A 22,218-nucleotide genomic window follows, 5' to 3' on the forward strand; every position below is an offset into this window, starting at 1 on the left:
AGAATGTCGAAACCTGTTTTTAAGAAAATCGCACTTTATACTTTGGGTGCAATCAGCGGCGTGGCCGTAAGTCTGGCGGTGCAGGGTTTTGCCGCCGAGAAGGACGGGCGGGATAACGAAGTCCTGCCGGTGCAATCCATCCGTACGATGGCGGAGGTTTACGGTCAGATTAAGGCAAACTACTATCATGACAAACCCGATGCCGATTTGTTTGAAGGTGCGATGAAGGGTATGGTGGCCGGTTTGGATCCGCATTCCGAATATATGGATAAAAAAGGTTATGCCGAGATAAAGGAGTCCACCAGCGGCGAATTTGGCGGCTTGGGGATGGAAATCGGGCAGGAAGACGGTTTTGTCAAAGTGGTTTCGCCGATTGAGGACACGCCTGCCGAACGGGCGGAGGTGAAAAGCGGCGATTTCATTGTGAAAATCGATAATGTTTCGACGCGCGGTATGACGGTCAGCGAAGCGGTGAAAAAAATGCGGGGCAAGCCGGGTACGAAGATTACTTTGACGCTGTCGCGCAAAAATGCCGACAAGCCGATAGTCGTCAACCTGACCCGTGCCATTATTAAAGTGAAAAGCGTCCGCCATCACCTGATCGAACCCGATTACGGCTATATCCGCGTGTCGCAGTTCCAAGAGCGGACGGTCGAAAGCGTCAATACCGCCGCAAAAGAGCTGGTAAAGGAAAATAAAGGAAAACCGCTCAAGGGGCTGGTGTTGGATTTGCGCGACGACCCCGGCGGGCTTTTGACCGGCGCGGTCGGCGTGTCGGCGGCGTTTCTGCCGTCTGAAGCGGTCGTCGTCAGCACCAAGGGACGCGACGGCAAAGACGGCATGGTACTGAAAGCCGTTCCCGAGGATTATGTGTACGGTATGGGCGGCGATCCTTTGGCGGGTATTCCTGCCGAGTTGAAAACGATTCCGATGGCGGTATTGGTCAATTCCGGTTCGGCTTCCGCGTCGGAGATTGTCGCCGGCGCATTGCAGGACCACAAACGCGCGGTCATCGTCGGTACGCAGAGCTTCGGTAAAGGTTCGGTTCAGACTTTGATTCCTTTGTCCAACGGCAGCGCGGTCAAGTTGACGACCGCCCTGTATTACACGCCGAACGACCGTTCCATTCAGGCACAGGGGATTGTTCCCGATGTCGAAGTAAAAGATAAGGAACGTACTTTTGAAAGCCGCGAGGCGGACCTGGTCGGACACATCGGCAATCCCTTGGGCGGCGAGGATGTGAACAGTGAAACCCTTGCCGTACCGCTTGAAAAAGATGCGGATAAGCCCGCTGCAAAAGAAAAAGGTAAAAAGAAAAAGGACGAGGATTTGTCTTCAAGGCGGATTCCGAACCCTGCGAAAGACGATCAGTTGCGTAAGGCTTTGGATTTGGTCAAGTCGCCCGAGCAGTGGCAGAAGTCTTTGGGGCTGGCGGCGAAAAAGCCGGTTTCAAATAAAGATAAAAAAGATAAGAAGTAGGTTTTGACGATGCCGTCTGAAAGGGTTTCAGACGGCATATTATGTTTGAAAGGACAGGTTATGAGCGATTTTTTACCGGAATTTGAACCGTGCGGCATTTATAGTGGATTAACAAAAATCAGGACAAGGCGACGAAGCCGCAGACAGTACAAATAGTACGGCAAGGCGAGGTAACGCCGGACCGGTTTAAATTTAATCTACTATACTTGGGTAGCGATTGGGTTTCAGACGGCATACATTCAGGATTTCACCGCCTTATACCGTCTGAAAGACGTTTCTGACCCATCCCTACTACACGCTTTGTCCGCAAACGTATCACAGGCAAGATTATGGAAGTCATCCGATACCCAAATTCCCCCTTCAAACTCCACCAACCCTTCCCGCCCGCAGGCGACCAGCCCACCGCCATTGCGGGCCTGCTCGAAGGGCTTTCAGACGGCCTTGCCTACCAAACCCTGCTCGGCGTAACCGGTTCGGGCAAAACCTACACGATGGCGAACGTCATCGCGCAAAGCGGCAGACCCGCCATCATTATGGCGCACAACAAAACCCTTGCCGCCCAGCTTTATGCCGAAATGCGCGAGTTTTTCCCCGAAAACGCAGTGGAATATTTCGTGTCGTATTACGACTATTACCAGCCCGAAGCCTATGTGCCCAGCCGCGATTTGTTCATCGAAAAAGACAGCGCGATCAACGAACACATCGAGCAGATGCGCCTTTCCGCCACCAAAAACCTGATGACGCGCGACGACGTGATTATCGTCGCCACCGTGTCCGCCATTTACGGTATCGGCGACCCGACCGAGTATCAACAAATGGTGCTGTCCGTAAAAGAAGGCGACACCATCGAGCAGCGCGACATCATCGCCACGCTCGTTTCCATGCAGTACGAACGCGGCGATTTGGACTTCAAACGCGGCAGCTTCCGCGTGCGCGGCGACGTGATTGACGTGTACCCCGCCGAAAGCTCCGAAAACGCCTTGCGTATCAGCCTGTTTGATGACGAAATCGACCGCCTCGATATGTTCGACCCGCTTTCAGGCAGCCTGCACCAGCGTGTCGGACGCTACACCGTCTTCCCGTCCAGCCACTACGTTACCCCGCGCGACACCGTATTGCGCGCCTGCGAATCCATCAAAGAAGAATTGCGCGAACGCATCGAATTTTTCGCTCGCGAACAACGCCCCGTCGAGCAACAACGCATCGAACAGCGCACCCGTTTCGACCTCGAAATGCTCTACGAAATGGGCTTCTGCAAAGGCATTGAAAACTACTCCCGCCACTTCTCCGGTAAAAAAGAAGGCGAACCGCCGCCCACGCTGATGGACTACCTGCCCGACAACGCCATCATGTTCATCGACGAAAGCCACGTTACCGTTACCCAAATCGGCGGCATGTACAAAGGCGACGCATCGCGCAAGCAAAACCTCGTGGACTACGGCTTCCGCCTGCCTTCCGCCCGCGACAACCGCCCGCTCAAATTCCACGAATTTGAAAAAGTCATGCCGCAAACCGTCTTCGTTTCCGCCACCCCCGCGAAATACGAAGAAGAACACGCCGGACAAGTCGTCGAACAAGTCGTCCGCCCCACAGGGCTGGTCGACCCCCAAATCATCATCCGCCCCGTCGCCACCCAAGTCGACGATTTAATGAGCGAAATCAACGACCGTATTCAAAAAGGCGAACGTGTGCTCGTTACCACCCTCACCAAACGCATGGCGGAGCAACTCACCGACTATTACAGCGAACTCGGCATCAAAGTGCGCTACCTGCACAGCGACATCGACACCGTCGAGCGCGTTGAAATCATTAGAGATTTGCGGCTCGGCCTGTTTGACGTACTCGTTGGCATCAACCTGTTGCGCGAAGGCCTCGACATCCCCGAAGTGTCCCTCGTCGCCATCCTCGATGCCGACAAAGAAGGCTTCCTGCGCTCCCACCGCAGCCTGATTCAAACCATAGGCCGCGCCGCGCGCAACGTGAACGGCGTCGCCATCCTGTACGCCGACAAAATTACCGACTCCATGAAAGCCGCCGTCGACGAAACCGAACGCCGCCGCGAAAAACAGATTAAATTCAACGAAGAACACGGTATCGTGCCGCAGCAGATTAAAAAACAGGTCAAAGACATCATCGACGGCGTGTACCACGAAGAAGACAGTGGCAAAGGCCGTAGACAAGGCAAAAACAAGGTCAAAGTCGGCGAAATCCACAACGAAGAAGACGCGATTAAAGAAATCGCCAAACTGGAAAAAGCCATGCAGCAGGCGGCTAGGGATTTACAGTTTGAAGAAGCTGCTGTGTTGAGGGATAGGATTAGGAATATTAAAGAGAATTTGTTGTTTGGGGCGGAGTGATTTTGAAATAGTAATCGCAGCCTGAATACATAGCGTGTGCGCCACTGGCGCGCGCTCATTGTGTTATCAGGAATCCTTGAAATCATGTACGCAGCTTGCATCACACATCCTAGCTATACATAAACAACAAGGCCGTCTGAATTTTCAGACGGCCTTTTCCGTTTACAACTTTACTACTTATTCAATAACTACACGTGCATTCAGAGGCTGTACGGGGCGGTTGTTTTCCGAACCGACGGCGCGGGTGAATTTTTCCGCTTGCGCTTGGTCGATGTGGTCATAAGTTTTCAACACCAACCATGATACGCCCTCTGTGCACGGCGGCGTGGTCAGCGAACCGGCAAAGCGGTAGTATTTCAACCGTTTCGGCAGTAGGGTGGATGCGTCGAACGGTTGGTTGAGTTTCACTTTTCCTGCGGTCATCGGCATGACGTTCCAGATGGAAGACAGGCGGCCGTTGGTTTTGCCGGCTTCATACAGCACGGCTAATACTAAAGGCTGTTTGTTTTCGTCTAAGTGGACGAAGTGAGCTTCCATCGGGAAAGTGCGGCCTTTGATTTGGTTTTCGCTCGGCACGTGGAAGTGGAACTGTTTCAGGGTATAGGTGCGGCCGTTCACGGTCAGGGTATTGCCGCCTTCGGGATAATTGACCTGAATGGTGTGGCCGTTGTTTTCCACGTCAACCATACTCGGTTTGTAATTGACTTTGATGGCGGGCAGTTTGCCGGAAACGGTTTCGGTAATGTTTACCGGAGATTGGTTTTTGCCGGTGGAGCACAAACGGAATTCTTCTGACAGATTGCCCCAGCTTTCGGGAGAGTCGTGTCCGGTATAGCCCCAATGGGTGTGATTGCCGTGTGCGGCGGCGGAGAAAGCGGTACAGGCCAACAGCAGGACAGCGGTCAGGCGGGGTAAAGTGCGGGGGAAACGAGGCATTGTAAGATCCTTTCTATTAAGGAGTAGAAAAAAGGTTGCAGTGTGTATGTAAATATTTTATTTTTTATTAAATGATATCTATATTAAGTGCTTAAGTCAAACTTCCCGGTCTGAAAACCATTAGAGCAATGAAATTAAAGTGAATTTATTTTTCTATAAGTCCTGCTTTATTTGGATAACCATGAGGCATGGCTACCTTTATCCGGAAAAATATTAATAGCCGCAACAAAGATATTTGAATCCGATTCAAATATCACCAGCAAGCGTAGCTCGGATACTTGTATCCGACAAAGCCTTTAACATTTCCATCGTTGCAATCCATTGCAGCAATTACCAAAATGTCGGATTCGAGAATCCGATCTACGGAAAACTAAAGATTTTATGCGGGCTACGGCTTGCTTGTTGTATTTAATCATATTTATTTGAATTGAATTCTTTTATTTTATTGTGAGATGAAAATAGTATTTTCGATGAGAAACCCATGACTAAAATAGTATAGTCTTTATCATTCTTTACGAAGTAACAATTACCATATCCTGCAATATTTTTATCCCAAAAATCACAATATGATTCAGTGGTAAAATCAGTTTTAGTTGATATAAAATCAAAATTATTTGGGTAAGATCCATATTGCTGGTAATATTTATCTATATTTTCTACTAAGAAATCAATCCTTTTTTCTAACATTTTAAGATTAATTTGCAATAATAAAATGTATAAAACTATACTAATTGCTATTACTTTTAAATATGTCATTTTATTTTCCAGTAAATAGAAGTTTAGTTGTTTTGTTAACTATGCCTGAATGTACACCTAAGTCTTCTTTTGGTAACGATGAATAATTAGCAAGCCGTAGCCTGCATCTCCGCCAACCGCGTGCCACTATCTGCGGGCGGAATAAACTTTAAAACCGATGTGCAGGTTAAAACCTACAAGGATGCGTGCGGTATACATGCGTTTTTGCCGTTCAAACCATTGTTTCAAAACTTGTATTGAAACATCGCCCGCTGCTTTATCTTGAAAGAATGCCGTCTGTAAGCAAACATGCTTCAGACGGCATTTTTTTATCCGGCGGTCTGTTATCCGATCCGTTTGAATACCAAGTCCCAAACGCCGTGTCCGAGGCGTTTGCCGCGCGCTTCGAATTTGGTTTCGGGGCGGTAGTCCGGAGTGGGGGCGTAGTCTGCCGCCGTATTTTGCAGGCTGTCGAAGCTGCTGAGGACTTCAAGCATCTGCTGTGCATATTCTTCCCAGTCTGTCGCCAGGTGGATATAGCCGCCGGTTTTGAGTTTGGGCAGTAGTTTGGCGATGAAGGGGGCTTGTATCAGACGGCGTTTGTGGTGGCGTTTTTTGTGCCACGGGTCGGGGAAGAATATGTGGATGCCGTCGAGCGAGCCGTCTTGCAGCATATTTTCGACAACTTCTACGGCATCGTGCCGCATCACGCGGATGTTTTCCAAATGGTTTTCGTTGATGAGTTTGAGCAGGTTGCCTACGCCGGGGCCGTGTACGTCGATGGCGAGAAAGTCGGTTTCGGGCAGGCGGCGGGCGATTTCTGCGCTTGCCATCCCCATACCGAAGCCTATTTCGAGGATTTTAGGTCGGCTGCTTCCGAAACGGGCATCAAGATCGGCCGGTGTTGCTTGGTAGTCGATGCCGAAGCTGTCCCATAAGGTATCGATGGCGCGTTGCTGTGCGGCGGTCATGTGGCTTTGGCGGAGGACGAAACTGCGGATGCTGCGGGGGTGTCCGGCTTGACGGTCGTTTGGTGTTTGGTTTTCGGCGGTGTCTGTCATAATGCTTCTGTGCGCTTGTGCAATCAGGATGCCGTCTGAATGTGAAAGGCCTGTTCGGACGGCGGGAAGGGAAAGGGGCGATTATACCTGTTTCGTTTCGGCAGGGTAGGTGTAACTCTGTTCAGACGGCATTTTGCCACTGTTGCAGCAGTTCTTGCAGGACGCTTTTTTGCCCGTATCCGTTGTTTATGGCTTCTTGCAGGTAGCGGCAGGCTTTTTCTTTGTCCGGCCTGGCACCGTGTCCGCTGTAATGGATGCAGGCGAGGTTGTAGAACGCCATACTGTCTTTTTGCGCGGCGGCTTGTTCAAACCATTTGCGGGCTTTGCAGTAGTCGGCGGCTATGCCCTGTCCGAAGTAGTACATACTGCCCAGATTGGTTTGGGCTTTGCTGTGTCCGAGTTCTGCTGCTTCTGTGTAGAGTTTGAGCGCGGCTGCGTATTCGGGCGCGCATTGTAATCCGTAATGCAGGGCTTGGGCTTTTTGATAAAGCTGTTCTGCCCTTTGCCGCCTAATGGCGGAATCTTTGATGCCGTCATATTGCTCGGGATGGTTTAACGCGCTGTCGGATATGAGTTTCTGATAGGCGGTAAGGCTGCCGGCTTCGGCTGCCTGCCGGTAATAATGCCGGGCTTTTTCCGTATCGAGGGCTATGCCCAAACCGTAGCGGCAGATGTCGCCCGGTATCCGCAAACCTTCGGGATGGCGTTCGGCGGCGGCTGCTTCGGCATGATGCAGGGCAAGTTTGTGGTTTCTTTCCAGATACTTGCCTTGCAGGTAGATGTCGGCCAGTGCGGCATGGGCATCGGGGTCATTTTCCTGTGCCGCCTGTTGGAACCGGTAAACGGCTTCATCGGGAGCCGTAGGTAGGATGAGTTCGGCAAGCGGGGTGTAGGCGGGAATGTATCCTTGTTGCGCGGCGGCGCGCAAATGATTGACGGCCTGTGCCGTGTCGGCTTTCGTCCCTTGTCCGAAACGGTATTGCAGCCCGAGTTGCCAATGTGCTTCCGGCAAGCCTTGTGCCGCCGCTTTGCGGTAGAGCAGGTGCGCCGTTTCAAAATCCGGCGGCGTGCCGTGCCGGCAGTATTGGGCGAGCAGGTATTGCCCGTGGGGATTGTTGTTTTTTGCGCTTGTTTTGCCCATTCCAGGGCTTCTTCAAAATGTCGGGACGCGTACAGAAGGTACATCAGGCGGACTTGCGCTTCGGGCAGGCCTGCTTCTGCCAGAGGCCTGTAAAGCGGTATCAGGGTTTCCGGGGGCGCGCCTTCCAATTCTTGGATATATGCCAAATTGTAACGCGCATAGGGATGCCCCTGTTCGGCGGCGATGCGGAGCATTTCCATACCTTGTTCGCGGTCTTGGTGCGGGCTGTCCGCGTTCATCAGGTGTTTTGCCAACTTGAATGCGGCGGCGGGATGATCTGCCGAGGCCGCTTCTGTCAGCAGTCGGCGGACTTCGGTAAAGTTATAATATTGTTTTTGAGACAGGCGTTCCAAGGCCTGCCGATAGGGTAAGTCGGGATTGTTCATATCAGATCGTTTTCCGTTTTGTCGAATCATCGTTATTCGTCATGAAGTTAGGTTTATATCGGTATGCCGGCCTGCTGTATCATATTTTTACAGGCGGTTTTTGCTTTGGCGGCATACTAATGCAGATGATTATAAATGGTTTCCGCCAATGCCTTGCTGATGCCTTCCACTTTTTCCAAGTCCTCGCGGCTGGCGGCAATCACGCCGCGCAGTCCGCCGAAGCGGGTAAGCAGGGCTTGGCGGCGTTTGCTGCCTACACCGGGAATGTCGCCGAGAGACGAGGTAACGCGTGCTTTGTCGCGTTTTTTACGGTGGCCTGTGATGGCAAAGCGGTGTGATTCATCGCGTACGGTTTGCAATAAATGCAAGGCCGGGCTATTAGGAGGCAGGCGGAAGAGTTCGCCGGTAAAAGGCAGTATGAGTTCTTCCATGCCGGCTTTGCGTTCGGGGCCTTTGGCAATACCGACTAAAGGGATGTGCAGCCCGAGTTCTTCCCATACGGATACGGCTACGCCGATTTGCCCTTTACCGCCGTCAATCAACACGACATCCGGCCATTTGACGCTTTCGCCGTTGGCTTCGGCTTCCTGTATTTTGCCATAACGGCGCGTCAACACTTCGCGCATGGCGGCGTAGTCGTCGCCGGGTTTGGCGGTGGTGATGTTGTAGCGGCGGTATTGCGAGGGTTGGATGTTTTGTTCGTCGTACACGACGCAGGAGGCGATGGTGGCTTCGCCTTGCGTGTGGCTGATATCGAAACATTCAAGGCGGTTGATTCCGTCTGAATTCATGCCGAGGATTTTGGCAAGTTCGTCGATGCGGTGTTGTTGGTTGCTTTGTTGCAGGTGGCGTTGGGTAATCGCCATTTGTGCGTTTTGTTCCGCCATTTTCAACCAAACTTTGCGTTCGCCTATGGTTTTGGTAACGAACTGCATCTGCTTGCCGTGTTCTCCTTCCAAAGCCTCTTTCAACGCATCGGGAACGGGAAAGTTGCTGATGATGATGTCGGGTTTGCTTTTGCCCAGATAGTGTTGGGCGACGAAGGCTTCGGCGTAATCTTGACCGTTTGGTTCGGGGTCGTTTTTGGTGTCGGGAAAGAAACTTTTGTCGCCGACGTGCCGTCCGCCGCGGATGCTGACCCAGTGTACGCAGACAAGGCCGTCTGAAACGGCGAGCGCGAGCAGGTCGATATCGTTGGGGTTGTTCGGGTTTTTGCTGTCGATGAACTGGTTGCTCTGTATAATGCCGAGTGCTTGGATTTGGTCGCGATAACGGGCGGCTTCTTCAAATTGCAGATTCGCGGCGGCGGTCTGCATTTTGTGTTGCAGGGTGCGGGTCAGTTCGTCGGTTTTGCCGTTGAGGAAAGTGGCGGCTTGACGCACGCTGTCGCAGTAGTCTTCTTCGCTGATGTGTCCGACGCAGGGCGCGGTGCAGCGTTTGATTTGGTACAGTAGGCAAGGGCGGTCGCGGTGTTCGAACACGCTGTCTTCGCAGGTACGCAGCATGAAGACTTTTTGCAACACTTGAATGCTGTCGCGCACGGCGTTGCTGTTCGGATACGGGCCGAAGTATTGGTTGGGATTTTTCAGCATGCCGCGGTAATACGCCATTTGCGGATATTGATGGCCGCTGAGCATCAAATAAGGATAGCTTTTGTCGTCGCGAAAAAGGATATTGTATTTCGGCGACAAGGTTTTGATGAAGTTGTTTTCGAGAATCAGGGCTTCGGCTTCGGAACGCGTGATGGTGGTTTCGATGTGGCGAACCTGTTTCACCATCAACGCGATGCGCGGCGAATGGTCGTTTTTTTGGAAATAGCCGGACACGCGCCGCTTGAGGTTGACCGCTTTGCCGACGTATAAGACGTTGCCGCCTTCGTCAAAAAAACGGTACACGCCCGGCAGCTTGGGCAGGTTTTTGAGGAAGAGCGGGATGTCGAATTGTTCCGGAGAACGGTTTTCTGTATTCATATCAATCATTTGAAAAACGGCTTCAGACGGCATATCGGCAGCGGCAGCCTTATCCGTTCGGAAAAGCTGTCGGGCGGTTATATGCGGTCAATCGATTTTTACCCATTTCAGGCGCAGGGCATTGCCCAATACCGAAACCGAGCTTGCCGCCATTGCCGCGCCTGCTATGACGGGATTTAAAAAGCCGAGCGCGGCGAGCGGAATGCCCAATATATTGTAGAAGAAGGCGAAAAATAGGTTTTGCTTGATGTTTTCCAACGTTGCCTGCGATATCAGCAGGGCATCGGCGAGCTGATTGACCGAATGCTGCATCAGCGTGGCGGAGGCGGTGTGTTCGGCAACGTCCGCACCGCCTTTCATGGCGAAGCTGACGTTGGCGGCGGCAAGCGCGGGCGCGTCGTTGATGCCGTCGCCGACCATCGCCACGGTTTTGCCGGCGGCTTTGAGTTTCTGCACTTCGGCGGCTTTGTCGCACGGACTCATATTACCGAAGGCGTGTGCGATGCCCAGTTGTTTGGCGACGTATTCGACCGTACTTTGGTTATCGCCGCTCATAATATAGACATCAATATTGTGTTTTTTCAGACGGCCTATGGCTTCGGCGGTATCGGCTTTCAACGCGTCGGAGAGTGCGAATGCGCCGATCGGTTTGCCGTTTACAGATACGGTAACCGCACTGGCGATTTCCCAAACGCCGTCTGAAAACTTCGGCAAGGTCAGTTCGGCAAATTCGGCTTTGCCTGATTTCACCAAACCCACGCCTTCCACTTCGGCGGTAATGCCTGCTCCGACAACGGTTTGCGCATTTTGTGCAGCGGGAATCTCCAAACCGCGCGCTTGTGCGGCGGAGACGATGGCGCGGGCGAGCGGGTGGGCGGCGTTTTGCTCGACGGCGGCGGCGATGCGGTACAAAGCGTCTTCGTCAAAGCCGCTGTCGGGAACGTAATAAACGGCGGCAACCTGCGGCCTGCCTTCGGTCAGCGTACCGGTTTTGTCCAATACGACGGCATCGACGTGGGCTGCTTCCTCCATTGCCGCCGCGTCTTTAAACCAAATGCCGTGTTTCACCGCTTTGCCCATGCCGACCATAATCGCGGCAGGGGTCGCCAGACCGAGCGCGCACGGGCAGGCAATCACCAAAACGGCAACGGCGTGCATCAGTGCGACCGTCCAATCGCCCTTAATCAGCCAAGTAACGATAAAAGTCAGAAGCGCGATGCCCACGACAGTTGGCACAAATACCGCCGCCGCTTTATCGGCCACGCGCGCAATCGGTGCTTTACTGCCTTGTGCTTCAGAGAGCGCGTTCATCATGTCGCCGAGCAGGGTTTGGCTGCCGAGCTGCGCGGCGCGGTACACCACGCTGCCTTCGGTCATCAGCGCGCCCGCCAACACTTTGCCGCCCGCCTTTTTCTCTTCGGGATTGGATTCGCCGGTAAGGTGGCTTTCGTCCGCCCAACCGCTGCCGCTTTCGATAATGCCGTCGGCAGCGATGCGTTCGCCGTGGTTGGTGCGGATAAGGTCGCCGATTTGCACTTGGTCGATGGGCAGTTGTTTCCATTCGCCGTTGCGTTGCACGTTGACTTGGGTCGGCGTGAGTTTTAGCAGTAAGCCCAAGCTGTTCAGGCTGGATTTTTTGGTGCGGTGTTCCAAAAACTTACCCAGCGACACAAAACCGATCACCATCACGCCCGCTTCAAAATACACATGCGCCATACCGTGCGCCGCATGCGAACTGAAAAACAGCATATAAACGGAATACAGGTAAATCGACACCGTGCCGATGGTAACGAGTACGTCCATATTCGCCAGCCCGCCTTTAATGCTTGCCCACGCGCTTTTGTAAAACGGGATTGCCAGCCAAAGTTGCACTATGCTTGCCAGTACAAACTGCCATACAGGCGGAATCATCCAATCGTGCCGTGTCCAATTCAGCCCTTTTAGCATCATCCCTACCATACCGATAAGGAACGGGATATTGATGGTCAGCAAAAGCCACAACCGCCAGCCGATATGGTGTTCTGCTTCAGGTTGCGGCAATGTATCTTCCGTTTTTTCCTTCGCGCCGTAACCGGTTTTCTCAATGATTTTGGCAATGTCGGCAACCGAGGTTTTGCTGCCGTCAAACGTAACCTGCGCTTCCTCACTGGCAAAGTTCACTCCCGCCGATTCGACAAAATCTTTTTTGTTCAACACTTTTTCAATGCGCGAAGCACATGCCTGACAGGTCATCCCCTCGATTTGGAAACGGATTTTTTGTTGCATAAGTTTGATTCCCGTTTTGATGTTCAGACGGCAGTCAAGGCTGCGGGATGCCGTCTGAACGCCGGTATGGTCAAAATTTCTCAAACGCGCCGATAATTCGGGTAGAATCCGAAAACTTGACACAGCAAAGGAAAAACAATGTCCCAACACCGCAAACTGATTATTTTGGGTTCCGGCCCCGCCGGATACACCGCCGCCGTCTATGCCGCACGTGCCAATTTAAACCCCGTCATTATTACAGGTATCGCGCAAGGCGGGCAACTGATGACAACGACTGAAGTGGACAACTGGCCTGCCGATGCCGACGGCGTGCAAGGGCCGGAATTGATGGCGCGGTTTCTCGCCCACGCCGAACGTTTCGGAACGGAAATCATTTTTGACCAAATCAACGCCGTCGATCTGCAAAAACGCCCGTTCGCACTCAAAGGCGATATGGGCGAGTACACTTGCGATGCCCTGATTGTCGCCACCGGCGCGTCCGCCAAATACCTTGGTTTGCCGAGTGAGGAAGCGTTTGCAGGGAAAGGCGTTTCCGCCTGCGCCACCTGCGACGGTTTCTTCTACAAAAACCAAGATGTTGCCGTAGTCGGCGGCGGCAATACGGCAGTTGAGGAGGCACTCTACCTTGCCAATATCGCCAAAACCGTTACGCTGATTCACCGCCGCAGCGAGTTCCGTGCTGAAAAAATCATGATTGACAAACTGATGAAACGCGTGGAAGAGGGCAAAATCATCCTCAAGCTGGAAAGCAACCTGCAAGAAGTACTGGGCGACGATCGGGGCGTAAATGGCGCATTATTAAAAAACAACGACGGTTCTGATCAACAAATTGCCGTCAGCGGCATCTTTATCGCCATCGGGCACAAGCCGAATACCGATATTTTCAAAGGGCAGTTGGAAATGGACGAAGCCGGCTACCTGAAAACAAAAGGCGGCACGGCGGACAATGTCGGTGCAACCAATATCGAAGGCGTATGGGCGGCGGGCGACGTAAAAGACCATACCTACCGTCAGGCAATTACCAGCGCGGCCTCCGGCTGTCAGGCGGCTTTGGACGCGGAACGTTGGCTGGGCAGCCAAAACATTTGAATGCCGTCTGAAACCGAAATTTTCGGCGGAATGCAAGTTTTTCGTACCAAATCCTTGATTCCGTCGGCAAACCCCAATATAATGCCTGCTATTTGAACCTTGCCTTCTGCTTTCGCATGGCAGAAGGCTGTTTTTACCATCCATAAGGAGATAACATGCGTCATTACGAGATCGTGTTTATCGTTCATCCTGATCAAAGCGAGCAAGTGCCCGCTATGGTTGAACGTTACAAAACCATGATTACCGAGGCAAACGGTAAGATTCACCGTTTGGAAGATTGGGGCCGCCGCCAACTGGCTTACCCGATTAACAAAATCCATAAAGCACATTATGTTTTGATGAACATCGAAACCACTCCCGAAGTTGTTGGGGAGTTGGAAACCGCGTTCCGTTTCAATGATGCGGTATTGCGTCATCTGACCATCAAAACCAAACACGCCGTTACCGAAGCCTCCCCTATGCTGGGCGGCGAAAAGGCTAAGAACCTGTTGGTCGGCGCGGCTGAAGAAGCGGCTGCCCAATAATTGGGATTCACTAATCTTGTTTCGCTTGCCGCGCTGATTGAAAAGGCTTTCCCTATTCGATATACGCCTGCCGGAATCCCTGTTTTAGATATTATTTTAAAGCACGAATCGTGGCAGGAGGAAAATGGGCAGCAATGCCTTGTCCAATTGGAAATCCCCGCGCGGATTTTGGGTAGGCAGGCGGAAGAGTGGCAGTATCGGCAAGGTGTATATGTTCACGTCGAAGGTTTTTTAGCTCAAAAAAGCAGACGTTCCCTGATGCCGATGCTCAGGATACAAAATATTAAAGAATATAAAGGTTAAACGACAATGGCTCGTCAATCATTCAAACGTAGAAAATTCTGCCGTTTCACGGCTGAAAAAATCCAAGAAGTCGATTACAAACAAGTTGATTTGCTGAAAGACTTTATCTCTGAAAACGGTAAAATCATTCCTGCCCGCATCACAGGAACGAAGGCATTCTACCAACGCCAATTGGCTGTTGCCGTAAAACGCGCGCGCTTCTTGGCACTCCTGCCTTATACCGACCAACACAAATAATTTTGGAGTTTAAATCATGCAAATTATTCTGTTAGAAAAAATCGGCGGTTTGGGTAATTTGGGCGACATCGTTACCGTAAAAAACGGTTATGCCCGCAACTTCTTGATTCCTGCTGGTAAGGCAAAACGTGCTACTGAAGCAAACATGAAAGAGTTTGAAGCACGCCGCGCCGAATTGGAAGCCAAACAGGCCGAAATTTTGGCAGATGCCCGAGCCCGTCAGGAAAAACTGGACGGTCAAACCGTTACCGTTGCACAGAAAGCCGGTGTGGACGGCCGCCTGTTCGGTTCCGTTACCAATGCCGACATTGCTGCCGCAATCGTTGCTGCCGGCATCGAAGCCGTGAAAGCAAATGTACGTCTGCCGAACGGTCCTCTGAAAGCCGTTGGAGAGTACGAAGTGGAAGTGGCTTTACACACTGATGCCGTTGCTAAAATTACTGTTGCCGTCATTGCCGCAGCCGAGTAATTGAAATTATCAGATGCCGTCTGAAACCCTGCCGATTATCAGAATGTGGTTTCAGACGGCATTTGTTTTGTTTTCCGTATATTCTGCAAAAATCGGGACGGTTGTTTTTTATTTGCCTGAGGTCTTTGCAGAAATGGTTTGTTAACGAAATTTGATGCATAAAATGCGCCAAAAAATATTGGCTGTGTTTTAATATAGTGTTGATAAGCGTACCTGGTTTCAATATATTCAATAGGATAGGTCTCTTCCCAACCGAAAAAATAATTGTCTTTTCTCTTGTAAATAGTTGAAATAGATTGTCAAAATACATTCTAAAAAATTTAATAACTTATATGATTGCAAAGGTTGCGGCTTGTATGCCGGTCATTATGGCGGAAATACCGTTTGGGAGGCAGTCGCATCGCATGGAGTCGGCACGGCAGGCGATGCGCCGATGCCTTCGGGCGTGAAGGCAGGGAAATCGGCAGTTTGGAAAAAGGCAATGGAATCCGCAGGTAGGTGTCGATTGGGTGGTGAAAGGCAATAAGTCGGGCGCACGCTCAGACTGCCTATCCCCTTGTCGGAACGGGAGGTAGGGCAGCTTTGTCCTGACTAATTGCTTGTGCAAACGGTAAGAAGGTTTTTAAAGCAGGTTGTACAGCATTTTTCCGGCAATCAAAAGCAACATAATGCCGAAGGATTCTTTGAGTTTGGCAGAAGAAAGTTTGTGGGCGGTTTTGACACCGAGCGGGGCAAAGGCAATAGTTGCCGCGCTGAGGACGGCGACGGCGGGCAGGTAAAGGAAGCCCAGCGACCCTTCGGGCAATCCTGCAATATTCAGACCGTTGACCAGATACGATATTGCGCCGGAGAGTGCAATCGGCCAGGCAAGGCCGGATGATGTGCCGATGGCTTTATGGGCGGGGAAGCCGCAGTGGATTAAGAAGGGGACGGAAAGTGAACCGCCGCCTATGCCGACCCAGCTCGACATTGCGCCGAACAGTGTGGAAACCGCAGTCAGTCCGGGCAGCCCGGGCAGCGGGCGGGATGCCGTCTGACGACCGGTATGCAGTGTTTTGAATGCGACGGCGGTTAAAAACAGGATGAAGAAAATTTGAAGCCCGAACGCGGGGATATATTTTGCGGAGAGTGCGCCAGCGAATACGCCGAATATCATACCCGGCATCATCGCAAATATGGTTTTCCAGTCGACCGTCTGTTTTTTGTGCTGCCCCAACATACTGGAAAAGGCGGTGAAGACCATGACGGCGAAGGATGTGCCGACGGCGAGGTGTTGCGCGTAAGGATGTTGTGCCAAACCCTGCAAATCAAGCACCCATAAAACGACAGGGACAATCAGCGTACCGCCGCCTACACCGAACAGGCCGGCAATAAAACCTGCCGCACTGCCTACGGCAAGCAGGATTAAGATAATGTCCCAATGCCACATTTAATCCGCCTTTCTGTATTTTTTCCAAAATCGGCGTGCCGCCATAATGTAGCCGGACAGGCTGTATCCGAGAAAGAACAGGAAAAGGACGAGCGACGGTTCCCAAGTGACCAGAAGCAGCAGTAAGACGGCAAGCAGCATTCCGACAAAGGGGACTTGTCTGCGGATGTTGATTTCTTTAAAACTCCAAAAAGGGAGTTGGACAATCATCGACAGGCCGGCAAACAGTGTGATGCCTAATGCCCACCAGTGGACGGCGGGGAATTTTTCGACGCTGTGGTTGACCCAAATCAGCCCGACAATCAGCGCGGCGGCAGTCGGACTGGGTACGCCGATAAACCAGCGTTTGTCCACCTTGCCGATGAGCGTGTTGAACAGCGCGAGGCGTAGGGCGGCGCAGGCGCAGTAGATGAAGGCGACGGAATAACCGATTTTGCCGAACTGCCAAAGCTGCCATTTGTAGGCAATAAGCGCGGGGGCAACGCCGAAGCTGACCATGTCGGCAAGGCTGTCGAGCTGCTCCCCGAACGCGCTTTGGCTGTTGGTCAGCCGCGCCACGCGCCCGTCCATACCGTCCAGCAGCATAGAGATGAATACCGCGATGGCGGCGGTTTCATAACGTCCGTGCATGGATTGGGTAATGGCGTAAAACGCGGAAAACAGCGCGGCGATGGTAAAGGAATTGGGCAGCAGGTAGATACTGTTTTGACGCAGGGAGCGTTGCGGGGTGTTGGTCGGGGTTTCCATAGCTGAAGTGTCTCACGGACGTGGAGAATCGATAGGGGATTATAACCCAAACCATTATCGAACAATACGCCCTTTAGGATGAAGCCCTCGGAGGCGGTTTGTTTTTCTGATGGCGGATGCTTTGCGGGGCGGTTTGACTCTGCCTGCCACCGGGTGTGTTGTTTCGGATTTTGCCGGATGGATATTGTTGCCGGGCATTTCTGCGCTTGCCGGAAGGTATCGGAGGGAAGGCATCGGAATATGCGGCGCGCCGTTCAAACCGGGGCGGTATTTCCCTATTTTCAGGGAGTTTGTAGGTTTCAACAAATTGAAAGATATTTTTTGCATTTCCGACCGTATGCTGATTTTGAAGCGGGATAAATTATAGGACAAGGTTTTTCGCCCGCCGCAAAGGTTGCCCGCAATGCCGTCTGAAAACAACGGCTTGCCGCTAAGGCGGCAATATGAGGATTTGCGCTGCCGAAACCGGTTTGCTACAACCCGGCAGTGAAATCTGCAGGGAGGGATAGGCCGATAAGGCGGGACTTATCTTGTTTTTTGTTTATAATGCAACAGAATTTGGAGGAATCGTCGGGAATTTATCATGATGAAAAAGATACTGGCAGTATCGGCACTATGCCTGATGACTGCGGCGGCACAGGCTGCCGATACTTACGGCTATCTCGCCGTTTGGCAGAATCCGCAGGATGCAAACGATGTTTTGCAGGTTAAAACCACAAAAGAAGATTCGGCGAAAAGCGAAGCGTTTGCCGAGTTGGAAGCCTTTTGCAAAGGTCAGGACACGCTTGCGGGCATTGCCGAAGACGAGCCGACCGGATGCCGGTCGGTCGTGTCGCTGAACAATACCTGTGTCTCGCTGGCATACCCGAAAGCCTTGGGCGCGATGCGCGTTGAAAACGCCGTCGTGATTACTTCTCCGCGTTTTACGAGCGTTCATCAGGTCGCACTCAACCAGTGCATAAAAAAATACGGCGCACAGGGACAATGCGGCTTGGAAACAGTGTATTGCACGTCATCTTCTTATTACGGCGGGGCTGTTCGCTCCTTAATCCAACACCTGAAATAAAAAATGCCGTCTGAAGGATGTTCGGACGGCATTTCCATATCGACGGTCAGGATTCTTTCGGATCGGGCAGCAGGCTGTTCAACACAATGGCGAGTACGGCGCACAAGCCCACGCCGACAAAGCTGAAGCTGCCCAATTTGAGTGTCATACCGCCGATGCCCGTGGTCAGTACCGAGCTGACGATGACCAGGTTTTTCGGCAGCATCAAATCGACTTTGGCATCAATCAGGGTTTTGATGCCTAAAGAAGCAATCGTGCCGAACAGCAGCAGCATAATGCCGCCCATCACGGGCATCGGAATGGAAGCCAAAAACGCATTGAATTTGCCGAAAAACGCCATGCAGACGGCAAAAACCGCCGCCCAAGTCATGATGACGGGGTTGCTGTTTTTGGTAATCATCACCGCACCCGTTACTTCGCCGTAGGTTGTAACCGGCGGGCCGCCGATCAGACCCGCAACGCACACGCCCAAGCCGTCGCCCGCAAGGGTTTTGTCCAAGCCCGGGTCTTTTGTGTAGTCTTTTCCCGTTACATTGCCGATTGCCATGATGCCGCCGATGTGTTCGATGGCGGGGGCGACGGCAACGGGCAGCATAAACAGTGCCGCCTGCCAGTTGACCTGAGGCGTTTCAAAATGGGGAACGGCGAACCAGGGCGCGTGTGCAATGCTTGTCGTGTCCACCAGTCCCATCAGCAGTGCCAAAACATAACCCGAAGCGACACCGATCAAGATGGGAATCAGCTTCATCATCCTGCTGCCGAAAACCGATACGATGGCGGTAACGGCAAAGGTAAAGCCGGAAAGAATCAGCGAATCGGTATAGTCGATGACCTGTTTGCCGTCAGCCTGACCCATTGCCATGCTGCTTGCCGCCACGGCAACAGACAGACCGATGACCATGATGACAGGGCCGGTGACGACCGGCGGCAGCAGTTTGTGTACCGCCGCCAGTCCGCGCCAACGGATCAGCGCGGCAAACACAAAATACATAAAGCCGGCGGCAAACAGCCCGAACATGGTGGAAGGCAGCCCCCATTCGCCGACGGAGTAGATAATCGGCGCGATAAAGGCAAACGAAGAACCGAGAAAAATCGGTACTTTGCGTTTGGTTGTGATTTGGAACAGCAGCGTTCCCAAGCCTGCGCCCAAAAGCGCAAGAGCCGGATTCAGACCGGTCAGCAGGGGAACCAGCACCATTGCGCCGAATGCCACAAATAAAATCTGCGCGCCGGAAACGGCAAGTTTCAGTTGGTTCATACCATCTTCTTTCAATCGGTTCAAACGGCACGGATTATACTGGTTTGCCGAGGGGCTGCGTAAAAATACATACGTCGGGCAAAGATATGCCGTCTGAAAGGCAACGTCTGTCTGTTGCAGGATGAAAGCAGGAGAAATGGAGTATAATCCGACACTTTCCATATTCAATCCGCAAGCCGTCCCGAACCCTTATTTCAGACGGCATTTTCCGGTAATACGGCATGACAGAAAAATCCCATAAAAAAACAGCAAAAGGCAGGGCGGGAAGCCCGTCCCCAACGTCCGCACGCAACAAGAAAGCCGACAACGGCGCGCGGGGCAATAAAGTTTCCGAGCGGCTCAAGGCGGTCAAAGAGCTGCAGAAAACCGAAACCAAAAAGGCGCGTCCCGAACATGTCGTCAACCTGATTGCCGACGCGCTGTGGCTGATGGGTTTGGCGGCAACCCTGTATTTGGCGATTTCCCTGATCAGTTTCGATATGGGCGATCCGTCTTGGTCGCACAGTTCACCGGTTGTGGAAGATGCCGCCAATTGGGGCGGACTGTTCGGCGCGTATGTTGCCGATGTCGGCTATTATCTTTTCGGCTGGTCGTTCTGGTGGTGGATAGCGGCTGCCTGCGTCGTGCTGTATAAAAATTTCCGTCTGCACGCAAAACAGACGGAAAACGAGGCATACAACCACAAAATCGCTGCCGCCGCGCTGTTTGTCCTGACGGTCTTCAGCCCCGTCTTGGAGTATTTTGTGCTGGGCGGAAAATATGCCGACTCCCTGCCTGTCGGAGCAGGCGGTATGGTCGGCATACGTGTCGGCGCAGTGTTTGCGTGGCTGTTGGGGAAATCGGGCAGCCTGCTGATTATCCTGGTTGTTCTGCTGTTGTCGTTGTCCCTGCTGGTGCAGATTTCATGGCTGGAATTTTTGAACGGTGCGGGCAGGGCGGTTCAAAACCGCCTGAGTGCCTTATCCGGCAAGGTCATGGCTTTGAGAAAACGCCGGCCGAATACCAAAACAGACGGTGTCGATACCCAAAATACACGGCGCATGGTGAAAGAAGCCAAAAACATCACTGCCAAACCCGTTGCCTTGCCCGAAGGCAGCAGCAGCAACCGCAAATCCGTCGCGGTTTCCGTTGCGCCGCCGCCTAAAATCCAACCTTCGCTGTTTGAAGACAATGAAGTACAGCAGAACGGCGAATACCACAAGCCTACATTGAACCTATTGCGGATTCCCGACAGCGAGCCGGTCAGCATCAATCCCGCCGAATTGGAGCGCACTGCCGAACTAATCGAATCCAAACTGGCAGAATTCGGCATCGGCGTACAAGTCGTATCCGCGACATCCGGCCCTGTCATCACGCGCTACGAAATCGAACCCGCGCAAGGTGTCAAAGGCAGCCAAATTGTTGCCCTGTCGAAAGATTTGGCACGCTCTATGTCGCTGCAATCCGTGCGTATCGTCGAAACCATTGCGGGCAAAAACACGATGGGCATCGAGTTGCCCAACGACAAACGCCAAGACGTGATGTTGAGCGAAATCTTGTCCTCGCCCGTGTTTGCCGAAGCCAAATCCAAGCTGACCGTCGCGCTGGGCAAAGACATCGCCGGTACGCCCGTCGTCGGCGACTTGGCGAAAATGCCGCACCTTTTGGTCGCGGGCATGACCGGTTCGGGCAAATCCGTCGGCGTGAACGGCATGATTATGTCTATGCTTTTCAAAGCTACGCCCGAAGAAGTCCGCTTCATTATGATAGACCCGAAAATGCTCGAGTTGAGCATTTACGACGGCATTCCGCACCTACTCTGTCCCGTCGTTACCGATATGCGCGAAGCAGGGCAGGCGTTGAACTGGTGCGTCGCCGAAATGGAAAAACGCTACCGCCTGCTCTCCCACGCCGGTGTACGCAATCTGGAAGGCTTCAACCAAAAAGTCGAACAAGCCAAAGCGGCAGGCAAGCCGCTGCTCAATCCGTTCAGCCTGAACCTCGACGAACCTGAGCCACTGGAAAAACTGCCGATGATCGTGGTCGTTATCGACGAACTTGCCGACCTGATGATGACCGAACGCAAAGCTGTCGAGCAGCAAATCGCCCGCCTCGCCCAAAAAGCGCGCGCCGCCGGCATACACATGATTGTCGCCACCCAACGCCCAAGCGTCGATGTCGTAACCGGTCTGATTAAAGCCAACATCCCGACGCGTATGGCGTTTACCGTGCAAAGCAAAATCGACAGCCGTACCATCCTCGACCAAATGGGCGCGGACGAACTGCTCAAATATGGCGATTCGCTGTTCCTGCAACCGGGCAGTGCCGAACCGACCCGCCTGCAAGGCACGTTTGTTTCAGACGGCGAAGTGCATCAAGTCGTCAACTACGTCAAATCGCAAGCCCCAGCCGACTATATTGAAGGTCTGCTCAGCGGCGAAGCCGCGCTGGAAACTGCCAATATCGTTAATCCGAATGCAGACAGCGACGAATTATTCGATCAGGCAGTCGCCTATGTTTTGGAAAGCAAAAAAACCTCCATTTCGTCTTTGCAGCGGCAGTTGCGTATCGGCTATAACCGCGCGGCAAACCTGATGGAGGCACTGGAAAATGCGGGTATCGTTTCTCCCTCCGACTTCAACGGCAGCCGTAAAATTTTGGCGCACAAGGACCATTTATAGCCCGTATCGCAAAATGCCGTCTGAACGGCGGAATTGGCGTTTCAGACGGCATGAGGCCTTTGCAAAAAAGCCCTTCCTTCGACATCCGAAACCCAAACACAGGTTT

Annotated in this window: 17 protein-coding genes and 1 pseudogene; 9 read left to right on the plus strand and 9 right to left on the minus strand. The window is 52.5% G+C overall.

Annotation, left to right across the window (positions count from 1 at the left end; translation table 11 throughout):
- Nucleotides 1-3 precede the first annotated feature (3 nt).
- Both DFR77_RS08025 and uvrB read left to right on the plus strand, forming a co-directional pair.
- Nucleotides 4-1,479 (plus strand): S41 family peptidase, encoded by a 1,476-nt coding sequence (locus tag DFR77_RS08025; RefSeq protein WP_003691337.1) that lies wholly within the window; start codon nucleotides 4-6, stop codon nucleotides 1,477-1,479.
- A gap of 329 nt (nucleotides 1,480-1,808) precedes the next feature.
- Nucleotides 1,809-3,836 carry an excinuclease ABC subunit UvrB gene (uvrB, locus tag DFR77_RS08030; RefSeq protein ID WP_003688978.1) on the plus strand — a complete coding sequence of 676 codons (2,028 nt, stop codon included), beginning with the start codon at nucleotides 1,809-1,811 and terminating at the stop codon, nucleotides 3,834-3,836.
- 177 nt (nucleotides 3,837-4,013) lie between these two features.
- Here uvrB and cah read toward each other — a convergent pair whose 3' ends face one another.
- From cah to DFR77_RS08065, 6 genes and pseudogenes are all read right to left on the minus strand, one after another.
- Entirely contained in the window at nucleotides 4,014-4,772 is a 759-nt protein-coding gene (cah, locus tag DFR77_RS08035; RefSeq protein ID WP_003688976.1) for a carbonic anhydrase, read from the minus strand.
- A gap of 408 nt (nucleotides 4,773-5,180) precedes the next feature.
- The gene (locus tag DFR77_RS08040) at nucleotides 5,181-5,528 is read right to left on the minus strand and encodes a hypothetical protein (RefSeq protein WP_010357745.1); all 348 of its coding nucleotides are present in this window, start codon (nucleotides 5,526-5,528) and stop codon (nucleotides 5,181-5,183) included.
- Between the two features lie 323 nt (nucleotides 5,529-5,851).
- Entirely contained in the window at nucleotides 5,852-6,568 is a 717-nt protein-coding gene (trmB, locus tag DFR77_RS08050; RefSeq protein WP_003697184.1) for a tRNA (guanosine(46)-N7)-methyltransferase TrmB, read from the minus strand.
- A 121-nt stretch (nucleotides 6,569-6,689) separates the two neighbouring features.
- Nucleotides 6,690-8,095 (minus strand): annotated as a pseudogene (locus DFR77_RS08055) (tetratricopeptide repeat protein).
- Between the two features lie 116 nt (nucleotides 8,096-8,211).
- Nucleotides 8,212-10,098, minus strand: coding sequence for an excinuclease ABC subunit UvrC (gene uvrC, locus DFR77_RS08060; protein WP_113852090.1), 1,887 nt, complete (start codon nucleotides 10,096-10,098; stop codon nucleotides 8,212-8,214).
- Nucleotides 10,099-10,152: 54 nt separating this feature from the next.
- On the minus strand, nucleotides 10,153-12,330 hold the full coding sequence (locus DFR77_RS08065; protein WP_010360104.1) for a heavy metal translocating P-type ATPase: 2,178 nt from the start codon (nucleotides 12,328-12,330) through the stop codon (nucleotides 10,153-10,155).
- A gap of 138 nt (nucleotides 12,331-12,468) precedes the next feature.
- Here DFR77_RS08065 and trxB point away from each other — a divergent pair, with 138 nt between their 5' ends.
- The 5 genes from trxB to rplI all read left to right on the plus strand — a co-directional run bounded on the left by trxB (nucleotide 12,469) and on the right by rplI (nucleotide 14,952).
- Nucleotides 12,469-13,419 (plus strand): thioredoxin-disulfide reductase, encoded by a 951-nt coding sequence (gene trxB, locus DFR77_RS08070; RefSeq protein ID WP_003688968.1) that lies wholly within the window; start codon nucleotides 12,469-12,471, stop codon nucleotides 13,417-13,419.
- A gap of 155 nt (nucleotides 13,420-13,574) precedes the next feature.
- Complete coding sequence (rpsF, locus tag DFR77_RS08075; protein ID WP_003688967.1) at nucleotides 13,575-13,943, plus strand: 30S ribosomal protein S6; 369 nt, start codon at nucleotides 13,575-13,577, stop codon at nucleotides 13,941-13,943.
- Entirely contained in the window at nucleotides 13,944-14,246 is a 303-nt protein-coding gene (gene priB / locus DFR77_RS08080; protein ID WP_003691332.1) for a primosomal replication protein N, read from the plus strand. It abuts the gene before it with no gap.
- A 6-nt stretch (nucleotides 14,247-14,252) separates the two neighbouring features.
- Nucleotides 14,253-14,483 (plus strand): 30S ribosomal protein S18, encoded by a 231-nt coding sequence (rpsR, locus tag DFR77_RS08085; RefSeq protein ID WP_002213306.1) that lies wholly within the window; start codon nucleotides 14,253-14,255, stop codon nucleotides 14,481-14,483.
- Between the two features lie 16 nt (nucleotides 14,484-14,499).
- On the plus strand, nucleotides 14,500-14,952 hold the full coding sequence (gene rplI / locus DFR77_RS08090; RefSeq protein ID WP_002232586.1) for a 50S ribosomal protein L9: 453 nt from the start codon (nucleotides 14,500-14,502) through the stop codon (nucleotides 14,950-14,952).
- 622 nt (nucleotides 14,953-15,574) lie between these two features.
- On the opposite strand, the gene DFR77_RS08100 is transcribed toward rplI, so the two are convergent.
- Nucleotides 15,575-16,381, minus strand: a complete 807-nt coding sequence (locus DFR77_RS08100; protein WP_003691331.1) for a sulfite exporter TauE/SafE family protein — start codon at nucleotides 16,379-16,381, stop codon at nucleotides 15,575-15,577.
- Nucleotides 16,382-17,128 (minus strand): CDP-diacylglycerol--serine O-phosphatidyltransferase, encoded by a 747-nt coding sequence (gene pssA, locus DFR77_RS08105; RefSeq protein WP_113852091.1) that lies wholly within the window; start codon nucleotides 17,126-17,128, stop codon nucleotides 16,382-16,384.
- Between the two features lie 583 nt (nucleotides 17,129-17,711).
- Here pssA and DFR77_RS08115 point away from each other — a divergent pair.
- The gene (locus tag DFR77_RS08115; RefSeq protein WP_003691328.1) at nucleotides 17,712-18,194 is read left to right on the plus strand and encodes a DUF4189 domain-containing protein; all 483 of its coding nucleotides are present in this window, start codon (nucleotides 17,712-17,714) and stop codon (nucleotides 18,192-18,194) included.
- Between the two features lie 46 nt (nucleotides 18,195-18,240).
- Here DFR77_RS08115 and DFR77_RS08120 read toward each other — a convergent pair whose 3' ends face one another.
- Nucleotides 18,241-19,452 carry a uracil-xanthine permease family protein gene (locus tag DFR77_RS08120; RefSeq protein ID WP_003688961.1) on the minus strand — a complete coding sequence of 404 codons (1,212 nt, stop codon included), beginning with the start codon at nucleotides 19,450-19,452 and terminating at the stop codon, nucleotides 18,241-18,243.
- 221 nt (nucleotides 19,453-19,673) lie between these two features.
- Here DFR77_RS08120 and DFR77_RS08125 point away from each other — a divergent pair, with 221 nt between their 5' ends.
- A complete protein-coding gene (locus DFR77_RS08125) occupies nucleotides 19,674-22,112 on the plus strand; it encodes a DNA translocase FtsK (RefSeq protein WP_003692956.1) in 2,439 nt (812 codons plus the stop codon).
- Nucleotides 22,113-22,218 lie beyond the last annotated feature (106 nt).

Origin of the sequence: Neisseria gonorrhoeae (assembly GCF_003315235.1) — a bacterium.
Lineage (GTDB): Bacteria > Pseudomonadota > Gammaproteobacteria > Burkholderiales > Neisseriaceae > Neisseria > Neisseria gonorrhoeae.